The sequence below is a fragment of the Paraburkholderia sediminicola genome (genome assembly GCF_046026855.1).
Lineage (GTDB): Bacteria > Pseudomonadota > Gammaproteobacteria > Burkholderiales > Burkholderiaceae > Paraburkholderia > Paraburkholderia sediminicola_A.
In genome coordinates this window covers 19469-38384 of sequence record NZ_JAQQET010000053.1, presented here as the reverse complement: position 1 = coordinate 38384, position 18916 = coordinate 19469, and the positions used below count along the sequence as shown (strand labels likewise).

Here is an 18916-nt window from a genome sequence, read left to right as displayed (position 1 = left end):
AGACTGGATGGCGGACTACGTCCAGCGGGCGAACAATGGCGGAATCGAGCGCGTGCTGGTGTGAGAATTGAATGAGCTATGAAATTAGTTATACAAGTGGATTGCTGCGGCGATAGGGCCAGGTGCCGAGATGAGTCAGGATCAACAGATCCATTTTGATTGTGATCGAGTTGCACGATCTTGTAAGGGGCACAGCCCCGCTGACGTCGGCATCGCAGTCTTGCGAATAGCTTGCGTTCCGCGCGGTGAAATGCTGGTCGATCGACATTGAAGCAATCCCCTGGTGCGCTAACATGGGGTTGTGCCTGTGGCGATTAACATAACGGAGACAGTGAAATGAAACTGGTGAGTTTTCATGCGGAAGGGCGTGACAGGATCGGCTTTGTGGTGGATGCGGAGCGAGTCTGCGACGTGACTGATGCCGCCCGGGAATTTGGCGTAGAAGCGTTGAGCAATTTCCCAGCCGACATGATGTTGCTAATCGACGCTGACGCCAACATCCAGTCGGCGCTCCGTACACTGCATGCTGCGATAGAAACGGATCTTGAGAAAGTCCGTTTATTTGAGCGGACGGAGGTCGCACTTTATCCACCAGTACGTCGCCCTTCCAAAATCTGTTGCCTTGCGCTTAACAACAGTGCGAATACCGACCGCATTATCTCGGGCCCGAAACATCCTGCGATGTTCACGAAGCCTTCGTCCGCCCTCATTGGCGATCAGGGCACACTCGAGATCCGCCGAGCGTATGGCCGCGTACATCCAGAACCAGAGCTTGCTGTCGTGATCGGTCGTCAGGCGAAGAATGTCGCTGCAGAGGACGCCCTGGATTACATCTTTGGCTATACGATTCACAACGATTTCACCTCCCCAACAATGCGCGGAGAGGACACATTTCACTACCGTGCGATCCATCCGAAGGCGGGCGATCCGGGTGCGGTGACATATGTGGACACATGGGTCAGCTACCCCGGACGCTACAAATGCAGCGACACGTTCTCGGCTCTCGGTCCATGGCTCGTCACCCGTGACGAAATATCGGACCCGCACGACCTGGCGGTAGAGTGCTATCACCAGGGGAAACTTGTCACTGAGGACAGTACTGCGAACCTATTCTACAAGGTTGCGCAAGTCATTGAATTTGCCTCGTCCTATATGACCCTGTTCCCGGGTGACGTGATTTCGATGGGTACTGCGCTAAAACGCTCAAACGGCGGAATGGCGGTTCAGAATGTAGATCTTGCAACGCTAGGGGGGCCGGTTTCCGTGAATATTCACGGGCTGGGGACGCTGACTACTGTCGTTGAGCGACTACCATGACAGCGATGCTAGTCTGCGTATCGCATTCGCCGATTACGATGATCCGTGCGAAAGCACCGGAACGTGAGCCGGAAATACTTTCCTTGTACCAACGAACGGCCGAGGAAGTGGCGATGTTCAATCCCGAGCTGGTAATCGTCTTCGCTTCCGATCACTTCGCCGGCTTCCACTACTCGTTGATGCCTCCATATTGCCTGGGGCTGGAGGCGAGCGCAGTGGCGGACGTAGGCGGGTTCGGGGGGGAATTCCAGGTCCCCCGGGAGACAGTCCTTTCCGTCGTTCAGGCATTGGCGTCGCGCGGATTCGACGCTGCCGTTTCCCACCGGATGAAGGTGGATCACGCGTTTTCGCAGCCTGTTCATCGCTTGTGTGGATCGCTGGATCGGTACCCGACGATGCCCATATTTCTGAACGCTATTGCGGCACCCATGCTTTCGTTTGGCCGCGCACGCTTTCTGGGCGCTGCACTTGGCGAGATAGTCAGAAGCCTCGATTCACGCGTCCTTGTGATCGCGTCAGGCGGCTTGTCGCACCACCCGGCGCGCTACTACCCACCGTTGGGAACCGGTTCGCCCGAGGTCGAGGCCTGGCAGATGGCCGGAAACCAGAGCGGGATGTCAGACGATGCGTGGTTCAGCAAACTCCGGACGATGCACGAAGAGGGTGCGGAAATGCTGATCGATGGTCGGAGGACAGTGCAGGATATTCGGCTGAACGAAGCGTTCGATCAGCGCTTCATGGATTTGATCTGTGGGAAGGATCTTTCGGTCGTCGATGACTGGGCGACGGACAGGGTCATTGACGAAGCAGGTATTGGCGCGATGGAACTCAACGCCTGGGTGGCGGGCTGGAGTACCTATCATCAGATAGAAAACAGGCCGGTGCGTCGGCACATCTATGTGCCTGCCCTTGAATACGGCATTGGCTACGGCATGGCCGTCGCGGGCGGCGTGAACATTGGCGGGTGATAGTTTGTGTGTGTTGCCGGCTGACCGGATAATCGGGGTGGTGGCAGCGCACTGTAGTCCGGCTATGTCGAAACGTTATTTTGGAGATCGAAATGCAGCTTGTCGAGGAACAACGGGGTCCGCAAACGGGCGAAGGTGCTGCTGATCTGATCGGGGGTTCATCAGATCAGGAGTCGCCTGATCCAGTTCGATCGAGCACCGTCGACGAATGGTCATTACGCGTCGAACTAGCCGGCGCATATCGCATTTTTGCAATGCTCGGATGGACAGAACTAATTTACAATCATATTACGGTTCGTGTTCCAGGTCCCGATACGTACTTTCTCATCAATCCCTTCGGGCTTCACTATTCGGAAGTGACGGCCTCGAATCTGGTGAAGATCGACCTCGACGGCAACATCGTCGGTGATTCGCCCTATGGTGTGAATCCGGCGGGGTTCGTGGTGCATTCGACGATCCATCGGGACGTGCCTGACGCGCACTGTGTCATGCATACCCATACCACAGCTGGTCTGGCGATCGCGTGTTCGCAGGGCGGCCTTGAAAACTCAAACTTCTACTCAGCGCAGTTGCACGACAAGGTTGCTTATCACGAGTTTGAGGGGATCACCCTGCGAGCTGACGAGGGACCACGATTGCTCGCAAATCTCGGTGATCGGCGCTTGTTGGTCCTCCGAAACCATGGCTTGCTGTCAATCGGGACCACGGTCGCGCAAGCATTCAGTCTGTTATGGACTCTGAACCGGGCCTGCGAAGTCCAGCTCGCCTCCGCTGTCCTCGGGCCGAGGCGACTCGTTTCAGAAGATATAACAATTCGATCGACAAAGGCCTCGCTACAGTTCGACCCGCGGTATGGCGCTGGGCAGGACGTGCTCGACGCGCTGCTGAGACAGGTCGATAAAATCGCCCCGTCCTACAGATCATGAGCGCCTCCGTCTCGATGGCTAACAAGACAACGATTGTAGGCGCAGGAGCAATCGGCGGCCTGCTGGCGTTGGCACTGGCACGCGCCGGGCATGAGGTGACGTTGCTCGCGCGAGGCAGGACACTCGATACTCTGCGCAGCCGTGGATTGACGGTAACCACTCCGAAGGGCGATGAGGACGTCGCTGATCGCCTCGCACTGCGGGCGAGCGATGACGCTGTGACAATCGGTGTACAGGATACGATCGTGATCGCGTTGAAGGCGCAGACCCTGCCGGCGGTTGCACACACCCTTGCGCCGTTGCTTGGACCGGAGACGGTTGTCCTGTCGGCAATGAACGGTCTGCCATGGTGGTTTCCGAGCGGTTTTCCAGGGCCGCTGGAGGGGTGCCATATCAACGCGATCGACCCGGGAGGAGCTGTTTCAAACTCGCTCGCGCCCGATCGGGCGATCGGCTGTGTCGTACATCTGTCTGCATTCACTACGGCGCCAGCCATTGTCCGGCGCGGGATGGGCAATCATCTGATCGTGGGCGCTGCGTGTGAAGCACAGGCGCCTCGGGCACGTGCACTTGCTGAAAGCCTGCGCAGCGGTGGATTCGATGTCACCGATGCAGGAGAGATCAGACGGGACATATGGGCGAAGCTGTGGGGGAACATGAACATGAATCCTATCAGCGCGTTGACCGGATCGACGGCTGATCGAATCCTGGATGACCCGATGACTCATGGCCTAGTCCTAAGGTTGATGGACGAGGCCAGTACTATCGGTGAGCGTCTTGGCCTCAAGATGGGTATGTTACCAGCGGAGCGTATTGCGGTTACTCGGAAGCTCGGCGCTTTCAAAACGTCCATGCTGCAGGATCTGGAAGCATCCAGGCCGCTTGAGATTGAGCCGCTGCTTGGTGTGTTTCCGGAACTGGGACGCCTGCTCGGCATACCGACACCGTTTTGCGACGCTGTCTTTGGCTTGGTCAGGCAGCGTGCAGTGAACAGCGGACTGTGATGATTGGAGGGTCCGTACGACATGGGGCGACAGGGACTCTCCTGGGAAATAAAACATTGGGGCAGCGCGGGAATGCTACGGTAAAGTCCTTCGCAGGCAGTGCAGATTGCGAGCGACGTAACGGCCTCGGGATACCTGTATGAACCAAAGCATTCGACCGGTGGCGCGAGCACTGATGTTGCTACAGGCGTTAAACAAACGCCCCTGTTCGACATTGCATCAACTTCACCTGGATACCAGATTGCCCAAGCCGACAGTTTTCCGGCTAGCCACGACTTTATGTAATGAAGGCTATGCACGCGCCAACGACGGCACGTACTCATTGACCGCAAAGGTTTGGTCACTGAGCGACGGGTACACTGAGCTGGATCGGCTCGTGGAAGTCAGTATTCCGATTACCATTCGGGTGACGCGTGAAACCAACTGGCCGCTGGCTGTCGGCACGCTCGACGGGATGGAAGTGCTTGTTCGGCATAGCACCATGCCCTACAGTCGGTTGTCCACGGTACGAACCACGCTTGAGCACCGACATGGCCTTCTGCATTCAGCGTTAGGAAATGTGTACCTTGCGTACATAGCGCCGGCCGTGCGCTCTGCCCTAATTGCCGAGCTTCTTCCCGAGTATGGTATCGGTACAACAGTTGCTATGTTCGACGAGGTCGTTTGTCAGGTATCGGCTTGTGGTTATGGAATCCGGCTACCACGGCGGCGCGGCGACAGTGCCACTATAGCCGTGCCAATTCTCGTCGCAGGCGAGCTAATGGCCGCATTGTCGCTCACCACGTTTGGAGCAGTGTTGAACGGCGATAGCGCCGAGTCGTTTGTGCCTTTGCTGTTGTCAACGGCGGCGGAAATCGTGATGACCTATCAGAACGCGCGGAGCATCGACGTGACTCTCCCATAAGCGTTAAATGGACACGAGAATACGCTTTTTGAAATCCGTGCTGTTGTCGGGGGCCTCATGCACGCTGTATCATGAAAGATATCGATTCGACTCGAAGCAACGATACATTGGCGGTCAAAGATAGCTGAGAAGGAGGAGCGGCTTCGATCCATGACCGGCGCTTGAGGCGATTCGTTGCGCATCGCCTCAAGCGAAATCATTACGTATTACTGCGATTTCGCAGCCTCGCCGTCTGCGGCAGGAACGGTTGCTCCCGTATTCACTGGAGTTATTGTCAAATGTGGTGTTCGTATTAATCGGCGCGATCAGGCGGCAAGCGGTTGCTGAGCCGGTGTGCTGTCGGTCACCGGTAGTCCGTCTTTGAACGGGACGCCTTCGAGCAGCGAGGCGATTTTTTCGGGTGCACGAATGCGCCGCCACGATTTTTCCGCCGACTCGATCAGCTTGAATGCGAGGCCCAGGAACGTCGCACGCGAGACGCAATTGCGCGTGCGGGTCGTTCGATGTCGAACGGTGGCAAAGGTGGACTCAATGGGATTGGTCGTTCGCAAGTGCTGCCAGTGTTCGGCAGGAAAGTCATAGAAGGCAAGCAGTTGATCTCTGTCTTTTGTGAGTTTCTCTGTCGCCTTCGGATACTTTGCCGAATAAGCGTCAGTAAAGCGGTTGAAGGCCGCGAGCGCTTCTTCGCGCGTGGCGGCTTGCCAAATCTCTTGCAGTCCAGCTTTGGCCCGACCATGCTGTGATTTGGGCAAAGCGTTGAGCACATTTCCAGTCTTGTGGAACCAGCAGCGCTGGTGCCGGGTCTTCGGAAACACTTCAGCCAATGCTGCCCACAATCCCATTGCTCCATCTCCGGCCGCGAGCAGCGGGCCGCTTTGCAGGCCTCGCGCTTTCAGGTCCAGCAAGAGCTCGCACCAGGCATCCTTCGACTCGCGGAACCCGTCGCCGATTGCCACGCGTTCTTTCGTTCCGTCCGGCTTCACGCCGATGATGACCAACAAGCACTGGCCATCCGAATCGTCACTGCGCAGCCCCGTGTGAATGCCGTCAGCCCACCAATAGACCCAGCGCGCGTTTGACAGATCGCGTTGATTCCAAAGGGCGTGCTCATCGGCCCACTGAGCCTTCAGACGGCTAACCAGTCGACCCTGAACAATTCGTTTCTTGTTGCGCCGGTGTCACGCCGTCACGTCAGCGGCAATGCAGCGGTTGAGCAAAGCGACGAGAACGAAGACGCAAAAAACGTAGACCGCATTAAAAGTGTCACCATTTCGCAAGTAAAACTGTCACTTGCGTTCCGCGAAGCCATCCAGCCCACAAATCTGTTGGAATTTCAATGCGCTCGCCTGTGCGAATTAAAAGTGTCACCACCTCTGTTCAGGGACTTCATTGCTTCGAGTCCGAAAAGCGATCGTCTACGGCAACGCCGAAGTAACCGGTTCGGTGACACCGTCCCTGCGGACGGAGGCGGTTGAGACGCCTAAAATATCTAGCTGACACGGAAGGCATTCATCACGAAGGCTGAAGCGCTCCCGAACTGTCCTTATTGAAGCGTGACGTACTTCGTCCATCCCCGCACCGCTTTCACATACGTGCTCTATCGACTCGACGAGTTCCGCCTGCGAAAAGAAATCGACCAGGAATCCATTGTGACCACCCTCAATCACCTCCTCTACGGGCGCGGTTTTCGAGCCAACCACTATCGCACCCGCGGCCATCGCCTCGAGCATCGACCACGACAGCACGAAGGGGTAGGTCAGATACACGTGAGCGGTCGAAATCTGCAGCACTCTCAGATAGTCTGAGTACGGGATTCGCCCGAGGAAATGAACCCGCGACAGGTCGAGTTGCGGGCCTACCTCGGCACGATATTTCTCCCTGTACGTGCCTGCGCCTGACGGCCTGCCGTACGAAACATCGTCGCCACCGACGATCAGGACGTGTGCACGCGGCAGGCGTCGCTGAATTTCCGGCAAGGCACGCATAAATACGTGAAACCCGCGGTACGGTTCCAGATTCCGGCTCACATACGTGATGACCTGGTCGGCCTTCGTCAAGGTCAGCGATTTCTGCGGCAGGTGTATGCGAGCGCCCGGGTCGGGCTTGACGATGTCGAGGTCGATCCCGTCGTGGATGACGGAAATACGCTCCTGAAACAGTTCAGGGTATCGGGACTTCTGCCACTGGGTCGGACTGATGCAGGCGTCGGCTGCGACCAGACTCACCAGTTGTGTCATGTTCTCTGTGCGGATCCGGAACCCGTCCGGATCGGAGTCTGGAAATTCCGGATCGAACCCGTAGTCCTGACCCTCGCGGTTGAAATAGAACTCGCAGTAGTTGATCACGTGCACGTACGGAAACACGTCTCTTACGTGAAGCATCTCGCCCCACCCCGGATGACCGTAGACCACGTCGGGGATGAAGCCGTCGGCGCGAAGCTGTTTCAGACAGGCGGCCGCGGCCCGCCCACGACGCACCGCGTTTTCGGTGGTCCACAGGTCACGTGCGACCTTATTGCGAGGCGTTGGCGTAAAGTCGTAGCCGTAGAATTTCACTCCGGCTACGGGCCGCTTCACATTCTCCAGGATACGCCTCTTTTCGCCGATCGCAACTACCTCACAGGCCGGATCCCGCGCGCAATGAAAGATAAGGTGCCTGAACTGGCCGGGCAGATTCTGGTGGATGAAAAGTATCTTCAACGCGGCGTCCCGTCACAGTTAAACGTGCGGCATTCTCTTCGCTGCCTGATCTAGCGACTGCCAAGTTGCAGGCTCCCGATGCTGAGCCGGCCCATTTTCGCGGCAAGTTGCAACCTTGCCGTGCGCCAGTCGGTCAGCGCCTGTATGCGCTGCCTATTTGCGTCCGCGAGCGACGACTGCGAGTTGAGCAACTCAAGAATATTGCCGACGCCCGAGGCGTACCGGTGCTTCGCCGCGTCAAACGACCGCTGCGCAATTTCCAGCAGCAATGCGGTGTTCTGCAGATTCTGAAGGTCGGTCTGCAAGGTCTGATAGCTCTTCCAGACATCGAGCCCGACCTGCTGCTGGGCTTCGTCGAGCGTGTATTGCTGCACCTCTACTTGCGCGTGCGCCTGGCGAATCTGATACATCCTGCCGAAACCTTCAAACAATGGAATCTGCACCTGCACGCCGAAATACCAGTCATGCCCCGTCGCGGGAAACTGTGGTTCACCCAGTCCCAGACTGGCAGGCTGATTGTTCTGACTGTACTTGGCGACAAAGCTGATGTTTGGCAATCCTTGGGCGCGCGTCTGCTGCTCCTTGGCCACCGCCGCTTCAAGCTGTGCCTTCGCAGCCGCAACGCCTGGATGCGTGCGCTCCGCATCGTCGATCAATTCCTCGACCGATTCTGCGAACTCCTTATCGGGCGTCACGCCATCGGCGACATCCGGTACCACGATCGGTTGACTGGGATTCAGGCTCATGTCGGACGCGAGCGTCCCAAGCGCGGTTTGGAGATCGCCTTCTGCCTTTGCCCGATTGAAGGTAGCCTGCGCATACGACGTCTGCGCCTGCAGCTGGTCGGTGATTGCTGCAACGCCGTGACCGACACGAGCCGAAGCGGCGACAAAGCTGTCGTGCGCAATGCCTTCGGTTTCCCGCGCAGCCGCCAGCTTCCCCGCCGCCGCTTGCGCCGAATAGTAGTCGGTCGCTACCGTAGAAAAGGTTGACTGCAATGTGGCGTCCTGATTGGCCCGGGCGGCAGCAAGCAATTCCTGGGCGTTCCTGAGCGCGGCCTTCCTGCCGCCGAAGTCGTACAACACCCAGTTCAGCGAAACCGATGCGCTCTGAATCGTCGCCCGGTTGGCCGAGCCAAGTGCCGGATGGTTTGTCACGTCGGTGACGGAGTCGTCGCGCACGTCCTGCCAGGTACCCGTGATACTCGGAAGGTATGCGGCCTTCGCGACACCTATACCGGCTGCCTGCACCTTCACGTTTGCCCACGCTTCGCGCGTCTTGGGGTTGTCGCACAACGCACGGTCAACCGCCTGGTCAAGACGAAGTGGCGCCCCCAACGGACCGAACTCACAGGGCGATCCGGCGCCGGCCGTGAGGAGTAAGCCGGCTGGCGTGACCGGAACCGCGTTACTGGTCTGGAACACGTCAAAACCCATCGCCTCCTGAGGCATCCACACACCAGAAGAAAACAACAACCCGATGCATACCGTCATGCTGTATCGTCGCGGTGAGCGATACTGGAAGCTGCGTGGTGCGAATGCGCGCCTCGGTGTGCGGGGACAACTGCGGGTCCACTGGTCATCGCTCACGCAGACTCTCTCCTGCGGTCCGGACCAGCGGGTCCAGAAAGTATCCGGCGACGCTGCGCCGCCCAGTCCTGATTTCTGTCGTCACTTCCATGCCAGGCGTGAGATTGATCGATTTGTTGTTGATATGCATCTGGCTCGTCGGCAGGCGTATGCGCGCTGTGAACGTCAGTCCCAGTTTCCTGTCCTTGCCCTGCACCGCATCATTTGAAACCGTGGTGACTTTGCCTGTCAGGTAGCCGTATCGCGTATAGGGGAACGCTTCAATCTTGACAATGGCGTCCTGCCCTACGTTAACAAAACCGACGTCCTTATTCTCGATGCTGGCTTCGACCTCGACGGCATCGTCAGGAACAACTTCCATAAGGGATTGTGCCGTGGTGACGACGCCGCCCAGCGTATGCACGGAAAGTTGCTGGACGGTTCCACTCACGGGAGCGTAAAGCGTCAACAGACCCTGCCGGGTCACGGCCTTGGTTTCGTCGTCGCGGTTCTGGGCAAACTGCTGATTTGCCTTGTCAAGCGCATCGAGCTGTTCCCGCGTGAATTGCGAAGTCGTCTGTTCGATCGTCGCCCGCTGCTCAGCGATACCTGCAACGAGTTCCTGGGAGTGACTCTGCTGTGCGGCGAGTTCATGCTCCTGCTCGAGGGCGGTCTGTTCCTTTCCGAGATAGTCGTGTTGAGCGACGTAGTTGTCGCGCGCAAGCGTCTTGTAGTCGTTCGCCTCGCTGCGGGCAAGAGGCGCCGTTGCGCGCAATTTCGCGATCTCCTGCTGGGTCGTCCCCAGTTCCGCCTGCCTTTTTAGAAGCTCCGCCCGGGCTGCGGCGAGCTTGTCGACGTACTCCTTGTAAAGTCCATCGGCGAAGTGCTGGGCCTCGGCCCGCTCCTCGGGTGATGCGCCTTCCACAGCGGCAACGGCCGACGATCGCCCGCTCATTCTCGCGTCCAGCAGCGCCCGTGCGCGCGCCGCGGACAGTGCAGCGTCGATCCTGGCCGAACGAGCCTTGTGCGCATCCGCAGCCGCCTGCGTTGCATCGAGAACCATCAGCGCCTGTCCTTCGATGACCCTTTGACCGTCCCGGATCATGATCTGCCGGACGACCCCGGTAATCGCTGGCTGAATGATTTTCACGCGGGCGCCAGGAATCAGCTTGCCTTTGGCTGTCGCGACAATGTCCAGCTTTCCAAAGATGGCTATAAGCAGGATCACGGATGCGAGCGCGACGATAACCCGCATCGTCCAGCGAGGCGCCGGGTGTGACGGGGTTTCGATGAGTTCAAGATTGGCTGGCAGGAACTGCAGTTCCTGCGCCGTGCGCGGTTGGACATCCAGCTGGTCGCGAATGACCCATGCCGACCGGAAGATCGCGCCATATCGACGGCACAGATCGCCAACGGCCTGAAGGCGGAGAGGGGTTATTGACATCAGGTGTTCTGCAAGCTGACGAGATGGGCGTAATAGCCTCCCTTCCCGATTAGCTGATCGTGACTACCGTGCTCGACAATCTGCCCCTTGTCCATCGCGATAATGTGATGGGCGTGACGAACCGCGCTCAGTCTATGCGCAATGATGATTACGGTACGACCGTGACACATGGCGCGCATGTTGTTCTGGATCACCCTTTCGGTTTCGAAATCGAGCGCGCTCGTCGCCTCGTCAAAGATCAGGATCCGCGGGTTGGTTACGAGGGCGCGGGCTATCGCGATTCGCTGCCGCTGACCACCGGACAATGTCGATCCGTGTTCGCCAACGATCGTGTCATATCCTTCGGGTAGCTCAGAGATGAATTCGTGGGCGCCGGCAAGTTTCGCCGCATGGATCACCACCTCCAGGGACGCTCCGGGATCCGTCACTGCGACGTTCTCGCGAATCGAACGATTGAAGAGCAGGTTCTCCTGTAGCACGACGCCAATCTGCCGACGTAACCAGGCAGGGTCAGCCAGTGCCAGGTCGATCCCATCGATGCGGACACGCCCATTCTCGGGAATGTAAAGCCGCTGCAGCAACTTGGTCAGCGTGCTCTTTCCTGAGCCAGACCTCCCGACAATACCTACAATCTCGCCGGCATTTATCGTCAGATTCACACCGTTCAGGACCGGCTGGCCGTCCGGGCGGTACCGGAACCGGATATCTTCAAAGCTGACGTCGCCCTTGACTGCCGGCAACGCCTGCCTGCTTTGTGGCAGTTCCGTTCGCGAATTCAGAATGTCACCCAGCCGGAGCATGGAGATGCCAACCTGCTGAAAGTCCTGCCACAATTGTGCAAGTCGAAGCACGGGCGCAGCGACGCGTTGGGACATCATGTTGAATGCAACGAGTTCGCCGACTGTGAGCTTGCCGTCAATGACAAGCTTCGCCCCAAAAAACAGCGTGGCCAGAGTGACAAGCTTGCCCACCAGCTGGATAAGCTGCTGGCCTATATTGCTTAACGAATTGACCCGAAAACTTGCGTTGACGTATGCCGCCAGCTGGTTGTCCCATCGACGGGTAAACTGTGGCTCGATAGCCATCGCCTTCACCGTCTGGACACCCGACACCGCCTCGACAAGGAATGACTGGTTATCGGCACCGCGCGCGAACTTGTGATTCAGACGTTCCCGCAAGATCGGGTTGAGTATCATGGAAACGACAGCGTAGACCGGTAGCGAGATTGCGACGATTAACGTCAGCCAGACGCTGTAGATACACATCACCCCGAGAAAAACGACCGAGAAGATGAGGTCGATCACGGCCGTCAACGCCTGGCCCGTGAGGAAGCTGCGGATATTTTCCAGTTCGCGCACGCGGGCAACTGTGTCGCCGACGCGCCTCGCTTCGAAGTAGGCGAGTGGTAGTGTCAACAGATGACGAAACAGCCGAGCTCCCAGCTCAACATCAATACGGTTGGTCGTGTGGGAAAAGACGTAGTTGCGCAGGCCAGTGAGCAATACCTCGAACACAGAACTGACCAGCAAGGCCACGCAAACGACATTGAGCGTGCTGTAGGCCCTGTTGACCAGCACCTTGTCCATCACGACCTGGAACATCAGCGGTGACACCAGTCCGAAGACCTGCAGGACGAGCGAAACGAGCAGCACCTCTAGCAGCAGACGCCGGTACTTTACGACTGCGGGAATAAACCACGAAAAGTCGAACCTAGCCAGGTCGCCCGCAAGCGATGCCCGTGAGGCAAACAGGAGCAAACGGCCACCCGAGCGGGTTATCACCTCCGATGGCGAGCTGACCGTCGGTGTCGCCGCGCCGCACTCGAGCACCATTGCACGGGTTGCGTCACATCCAGCCAGCACGCAGTGTTGACCGGAGCTGTCGAGCAATAATGCGGGTAACGGCGTCTTCGTCAGCCGCGTTTCGCTAACTGTGACAACGCGCGCCTTCAGCCCCAATAACCGGGCTGACAGAATCAGATCACGCTCCCCAAAGCGCTCCGTCTTCATCGCCGCCACATGGCGCAACTGGCCCGGATCTGCCGCCACGCCGTGGAGGCGAGCGATCAGGACGAGTGCAGCCAGCCCCGGGTCGGCAGTAATCTCCTCTGGTCTTGCTGTCACAGATCATGTCTTCCAGTTAGCTCAGGTGGCCGTCATCGTCTTGGTTGCTGCTGGCATGCGGTGCATAAACGATGAACTGAATATCGGCAGATATCCCGTCGCCCTTTAGAGCGACGGGATATGGTTGCCAGAGCTATTGATGCCAGGCTGTATTTACTGCGGCGAGAACAGTCGGGTCGGTGATGACCGGATTTGCTGAGGAGGTTGGATCGAATCCAGGATTGTTGGCCGAAAAAGTTGCCATCGCCTGCACCAGTTGGCTGACTTGTGAATCGAGCGCATAGGAGCCGCCGGGCGTTCCGTCAGAAACGTCGATCGCGGCCAGCTGGCTGTAGTTATCGCCGTACCAGTCCGCTATGGTGGCCGAAGTCGACGAGCCCATCAAATCGACCTGCAAAGCATTGCCGACCCGCTGCAGCCAGAGATCCTGCGGCACAGCTTCCTGGATCGCAAGCTCACCGCTCCCCGAGGACCACCAGTGTGCGGAATTGCCGTTCTCGATCGATAACGCACCGTACCCGGGCTTCAGCACGTATGTATCATTTCCGCCCCGGCCGATTTCGAGGTCGGTGCCACCCTGGCCATCGAATGTATCGTCTCCGGTCGACCCGTACAGCGTATCGTTGCCGGCCGTACCGGTAGTCTCCATCTGGATCAGTTCCTGGCGCGACCACGTGGTGCCATCGGCGAACTGCACAGACTGGATGCCGGACGCAGCGTCGGACAACATACTATCGATCGTAATCTGGTCCCCGGCGGTGCCGTCATGCAGGACTAGTCCCTGGCCGTTGGCCGTAGCGCTCACTATGACCGCGGATGTAGTGATGCCAGATCCAAGCTTCAACACGTTGGCGGGATGTGCGCTGTAATCGGCTTCGTCGATCTCGAGCGAACCGTAGCCCGGATTGAAAATGAATGTGTCTCCGCCACCGTCGCCCTCTTCGTAGTCGTTACCGCCCTTTCCGTCAAGCACATCCGCGCCCATCGAACCGTAGAGGCTATCGTTGCCCGTCGTGCCCGTCGTTGCCATCTGCAGGATTTGGTCTCGCGACCAGATCGTGCCGTCGGCAAATTCGATGCTCTGTACACCGTGTGAGCCGTCCTCGATCATGTATTCGAGTGTGATCTGATCACCGGGCGTGCCGTCCGATATTTGAATGTTGACGGGTGAACTTTCGCTAACCGTAATCGACGATTCGGTGATGCCCGCTCCCAGCTTCAGGACGTTTTGAGGGTTTGGTCCGAAATCCTGTTCGGCAATATCGAGCTGACCGTATCCCTGATTGAATATGAAGGTGTCGTTCCCGCCGTTACCCTCCTCGAGGTCATTACCTCCCTTCCCATCGAGCAGGTCCGGGCCCCTTGTACCGTACAACGAGTCATTGCCACTCGTGCCGGTCATTTCGAGCTGAAGAAGCTGGGCGGCAGACAACGTCGCACCATCAGCAAACTGTACGACCTGCACTCCATATTCACTTCCAAGAAGCATGCGGTCCAGCGTGATCTGGTCTCCGGATGTGCCGTCCTTCAAGACAAGGTTAGTGCCGTAGTCGCCCGCACTGACGGTCAAGTCAGATTCGTTAATTCCCGAACCTAGTTGCAGGACGTTGTCGGGATTCGCGCCCTGGTCGTCTTCATTGATCTCCAGTTGCCCATAGCCTTGATTGAAGATAAACGTGTCGCCACCGCCGATTCCGATTTCGAGATCATCTCCGCCCTTACCATCGAAGAGATCCGCGCCGGTGCTACCTGCAAGCGTATCGCTGCCGGTTGTTGCACCCGCGAGTTCCACCTGGATTAGCTGACCACGAGACCAGGTCGTTCCGTCCGAGAACTGTACCTGCTGCACTCCGCTGCCGCTCCCGCCCGCAAGCATCTGGTTCAGGGTAACCTGGTCGCCGGCCGTGCCATCAGTCAAAACTATGCCAGTTCCATCCGAGGTCGCACTGACGGTTGTCGCCGACGCGCTGATGCCGGGACCAAAGACCAACACATTCGCTGGATTCGGTGCTGCGTCCGATTCGGCGATGTCCAGCTGTCCATATCCCTGATTAAAAATGAACGTATCGCCGCCGCCATTGCCTTGCTCGTAATCATTGCCGCCCCTGCCGTCGATCAGGTCCGGTCCGTAGGAGCCGTACAGAGTGTCGTCCCCTGTCGTACCGGTTGTTTCCATCTGGACGAGCTGACTGCGGGACCACGTCGTACCATCGGCAAACTGCACTTGCTGCACCCCATAGCCATTTGAGTACAACATGTTGTCAAGGGTGATCTTGTCTCCGGCAACACCATCTGTCAGAACCAGGTTGACACCGTCGAAGCTCGTTACTGTCACCGAAGACGCACTAATGCCAGAACCAAGTTGAAGGACGTTCTCAGGGGTTGCGGAATAGTCCGTCTCATCAATTTCAAGCTGACCATACCCCTGATTAAATACAAATGTGTCCTCGCCACCACCGCCGTGCTCATAGTCCGAACTGCCCTTGCCATCGAATAACTCGGCTCCATCGGTTCCGTATAAAGAATCGTAACCAGTCGTTCCTGTTGCAGCCATCTGCACAAGCTGGCTGCGGGACAAGGTTGTACCGTCCGCGAATTGCACCTTCTGTACGCCGTACGAAGCACCGGCAAGCATGTCGTCGAGGGTAATCTGGTCGCCATCGACGCCATCCGCCAGAAAAATGTTTACGCCATCGGACGTGACAATGAGTGACGCGAGGTTAATGCCGGCACCGAGTTGCAACACGTTGTTCGGACTATTGCTGTCGTCGACCTCGTTGACTTCGAGCTGACCATACCCCTGATTAAATATGAACGTGTCGCCTCCACCATTGCCTACTTCAACGTCGTTCCCACCCTGGCCATCCAATAGCTCCGCCCCGGGCGACCCATACAATGTGTCGTCTCCCGACGTCCCGGTCGTTCCCAACTGAATTATCTGGCTGCGTGACCACACAGTCCCGTCGTCAAATTCGAACTGCCCGACTCCTTGGTCCGATCCAGCAAGCATATCGTCGAGGGTGATCTGGTCGCCGTCGACCCCATCCGAAACAACGAGCCCGGTGCCATCCGGCGTTGCCGAAATATGAATTGATGCTTCGTTGATGCCGCTCAGTTTGAGCGTGCTAAGATCGGTCGGGCTCGAAGAGTTTTCCTCGACTTCCAGTTGACCGTAACCTGCCGCGAACACAAAAGTGTCATCGCCACCGCGTCCGATGGCGATATCGTTGCCGCCCTTACCATCCAGCAGATCGGCGCCGCTTGTTCCGACGAGTGTGTCGCTGCCCGTCGTCCCGGTCTGCTCCATCTGCAGCAGGTCGGCCCTCGAAATCACCGAACCGTCAGAAAATCGAACCGACTGAACACCATTGAAGGAACTGGTGAGCATGTTGTCGATCGTAATTTCATCGCCGGCGACACTGTCAGTCAGGACAAGGCCTGTACCGTCGGCAGTGCGTCCGACCACGAGCGATGCTTCGCTGATCCCCGGACCGAGCTGCAGGACATTGTTTGCACTATCATTCCAGTCGAATTCGGATATTTCCAGCTTGCCATACCCCGCTTGATAGGAAAATGTGTCGTTGCCACCGTTGCCAATCTCGAGATCGTTACCCCCTTTACCGTCAAACAGATCCGCGCGGTCACTACCGTAGAGCGTGTCAGCTCCGGAAGTTCCGGTGGTCTCCATCCCGATAAGCTGTGCGGCGGTCAGCGATGATCCGTCTGAAAACCGAACCTGCTGCACGCCGTTCGACGCATTTGTAAGCGCGCCGTCGAGCACAACGCTGTCCCCGGAAGTACCATCCAGGATTACCAACCCAGTTCCGTTGGCCGTTGCTGATACAGTCAGTGACGACTGCGAGATGCCGGCCCCCATCTCCAGTACGTTGTCAGCCGATGCATTCGGGTCCGTTTCCCGGATCTCAAGATGACCATATCCTGCCTGGAAAACAAAGGTGTCGTTTCCTCCCCCGCCTAGAACCAGATCATTGCCCCCGTGCCCATCCAGCACATTGGCACCGGAATTTCCGACCAGGAAGTCATCGCCGGCCGTACCTGTCATTTCCATCTGCAATAGCTGGGCTGAAGACAGAGAGGTACCGTCTGACAATGTGAGCGACTGAACACCGCTAGTCGGGTCGATCAGCATTCGATCAAGCACAATTTCATCACCTGCGACACCGTCTTTCACGACCAGGCTTTGGCCGTCCAGTGAAGCCGTGACGGACAGCGCCGCAAGGATAACTCCAGTAACTTGCAGGTTGTTGCTGCGGTTCTGAGCACTGTCCTGCTCGTCGATCTCCACCTTCCCGTTTCCCGCGACTACGTTAAAGATATCGTTGCCGCCACCACCAAACATGTAGGTCTGGCCTGCAGTGGCGGTGAGGGTGTCAGAACCAGAAGTGCCGACAAGCTGCGTCACATCCTGATTCTGAGTCGCGATTGCCTGGAGCATGTCGGCGATCGACCAAATGGTACCGTCGGCAAATCGGACTCCGGATATTCCCGCGATATCGCCAGACCCAAGTTCGATCGTGATGGCGTCCCCCGGGCGTCCGTCAGTCACGACGATTGCCGCATTGGCTGCAGCGACCCGAAGCTGCATACCAGACGGAGTAAAACTACCGCCAAGTTGCAGAGGAGTGCCGGCACCCCCGCCGCCTGTCGGGACATCAAGTGTTCCATCCCCTTCCTGGTAAACTTGCCCTTGCTCATAAACGTGGCCGCTGGCGATGAGGCCGCTTGAATTGTCGTTCTGCGCGATCGGAAGCGTTGGAACGGGAAGGCTGAATTCTGGAGGGTTATCTGGGCTACTGGAAAAGAACCAACGGTAGTCGCCGTATACCTGACGAGAGCCATATGGCGAAACACCGACGTCCGCCTGTGGGTCATCAGTTATGTAGCGGGTCGTGTCAACGCCTGAGCCGGCCTTGAGATAGAAGATCTCACGCCCATTCTGGTCAAATGAGCGCGCGTCAATGGGTTGGCCGTCCGCAGTGAAGTTCTCAATGATTCTGCGTAAGCCTGGGAAGGTTTCCGTAACCGTAATTAAATTGCCGGTCTTCTGGATGACGATGATGGCGCCCTGGTAAGGTTCGAGGCTACCCCTGATATCTGTAGTTATGCCAGCTGGGCTACCGGGGTCTGGCGTTCCGTCGTCAAAAACCCCACGATCCGCCGACGTGTAGAGGTCTACGCCAACAGTCGCCCACTCTGGCAGGTTGAATTGCGCAGATGCATTTACCAATTTGCCACAATCGATGGTGACCTTGTAGTTGCCATTCGGAGAGACGTGGGCAGTAACGACGATAGCATTGGATACCGGATCGAGTTCTGATAAATCGTATGACCCGTCGTCGTTCACAGTAATGCGCTCGCTGGTTGAAAGCTGAGCGGAGTGATAGACCTCACTGCGGAACGGATCCCCCATCCCCACGGTCCATCCACCATTCCAGCTTCCCTCGTCAACCTCGCTTTGAGGATTACCTGCAGACTGCCCGTTCGCAAACTCAAACGCGCTCAACGCTATTCTGACGTCGTCTTGGTCGAATATCGGAAGAGTGGCAGCCCCTGTTGGATCAATAACGAGCGGATTGCTTATCCCGATGGTGGCTAGCGCCGCCCAAGTAAAGGTAACGCAATTATTTGTCAAAACATTGTAGTTAGAGCTAAACCCGGGCGTGTTTGCGCCGAAATCTTCCAATGCTTGCGCCTGGCTATCAGAAATCGTGACGCTCCGGGTAAAAGCCGGTGTGCCATAAGTGCTGTTGTCGTCAGAATATACTTTGCCTGGGCCGTTGGAAGAAAATTCACTTATGGGAGCGAAGCCGTACTGATGCTGCACACCGGAATCGTCTGTCACGACATACCACATATGACCACTGATTGAAGGTTTTCCCGTATTAAGAATCGTCCCCATTGCGGCAATATTAACTGTCAAAGTTGGCATTTGTTTTCCCTCG

At 57.5% G+C, this 18916-nt stretch carries 11 protein-coding genes and 1 pseudogene; 6 read left to right on the top strand and 6 right to left on the bottom strand.

Annotation, left to right across the window (positions count from 1 at the left end):
- The 6 genes from PQR40_RS36985 to PQR40_RS36960 form a co-directional block, all read left to right on the top strand.
- Nucleotides 1-64, top strand: a 64-nt coding sequence (locus tag PQR40_RS36985) for a DUF3400 domain-containing protein (protein WP_408511122.1), incomplete at its 5' end; no start/stop codon positions are given.
- Between the two features lie 272 nt (nt 65-336).
- Nucleotides 337-1317, top strand: a complete 981-nt coding sequence (locus tag PQR40_RS36980) for a fumarylacetoacetate hydrolase family protein (RefSeq protein WP_408511121.1) — start codon at nt 337-339, stop codon at nt 1315-1317.
- Entirely contained in the window at nt 1314-2285 is a 972-nt protein-coding gene (locus tag PQR40_RS36975) for a DODA-type extradiol aromatic ring-opening family dioxygenase (protein WP_408511120.1), read from the top strand. The genes PQR40_RS36980 and PQR40_RS36975 overlap by 4 nt, the downstream gene beginning before the upstream one ends.
- A gap of 92 nt (nt 2286-2377) precedes the next feature.
- Nucleotides 2378-3211: a class II aldolase/adducin family protein gene (locus tag PQR40_RS36970; protein ID WP_408511119.1), complete on the top strand. Its 834-nt coding sequence runs from the start codon at nt 2378-2380 to the stop codon at nt 3209-3211.
- A complete protein-coding gene (locus tag PQR40_RS36965) occupies nt 3208-4215 on the top strand; it encodes a 2-dehydropantoate 2-reductase (RefSeq protein ID WP_408511118.1) in 1008 nt (335 codons plus the stop codon). The genes PQR40_RS36970 and PQR40_RS36965 overlap by 4 nt, the downstream gene beginning before the upstream one ends.
- 139 nt (nt 4216-4354) lie before the next feature.
- On the top strand, nt 4355-5119 hold the full coding sequence (locus PQR40_RS36960; protein ID WP_408511117.1) for a helix-turn-helix domain-containing protein: 765 nt from the start codon (nt 4355-4357) through the stop codon (nt 5117-5119).
- 305 nt (nt 5120-5424) lie between these two features.
- Here PQR40_RS36960 and PQR40_RS36955 read toward each other — a convergent pair.
- The 6 genes and pseudogenes from PQR40_RS36955 to PQR40_RS36930 all read right to left on the bottom strand — a co-directional run.
- A pseudogene (locus PQR40_RS36955) lies at nt 5425-6261 on the bottom strand (IS256 family transposase); the annotation flags it as partial.
- 273 nt (nt 6262-6534) lie between these two features.
- Entirely contained in the window at nt 6535-7695 is a 1161-nt protein-coding gene (locus tag PQR40_RS36950) for a glycosyltransferase (RefSeq protein ID WP_408511116.1), read from the bottom strand.
- Between the two features lie 173 nt (nt 7696-7868).
- On the bottom strand, nt 7869-9311 hold the full coding sequence (locus PQR40_RS36945; protein WP_408511115.1) for a TolC family protein: 1443 nt from the start codon (nt 9309-9311) through the stop codon (nt 7869-7871).
- Between the two features lie 85 nt (nt 9312-9396).
- Nucleotides 9397-10830, bottom strand: coding sequence for an HlyD family type I secretion periplasmic adaptor subunit (locus PQR40_RS36940; protein ID WP_408511114.1), 1434 nt, complete (start codon nt 10828-10830; stop codon nt 9397-9399).
- On the bottom strand, nt 10830-12953 hold the full coding sequence (locus PQR40_RS36935; RefSeq protein ID WP_408511113.1) for a type I secretion system permease/ATPase: 2124 nt from the start codon (nt 12951-12953) through the stop codon (nt 10830-10832). Before PQR40_RS36935 ends, PQR40_RS36940 begins: the two co-directional genes overlap by 1 nt.
- A 133-nt stretch (nt 12954-13086) precedes the next feature.
- Entirely contained in the window at nt 13087-18903 is a 5817-nt protein-coding gene (locus tag PQR40_RS36930; RefSeq protein WP_408511112.1) for a beta strand repeat-containing protein, read from the bottom strand.
- Nucleotides 18904-18916: the final 13 nt, after the last annotated feature.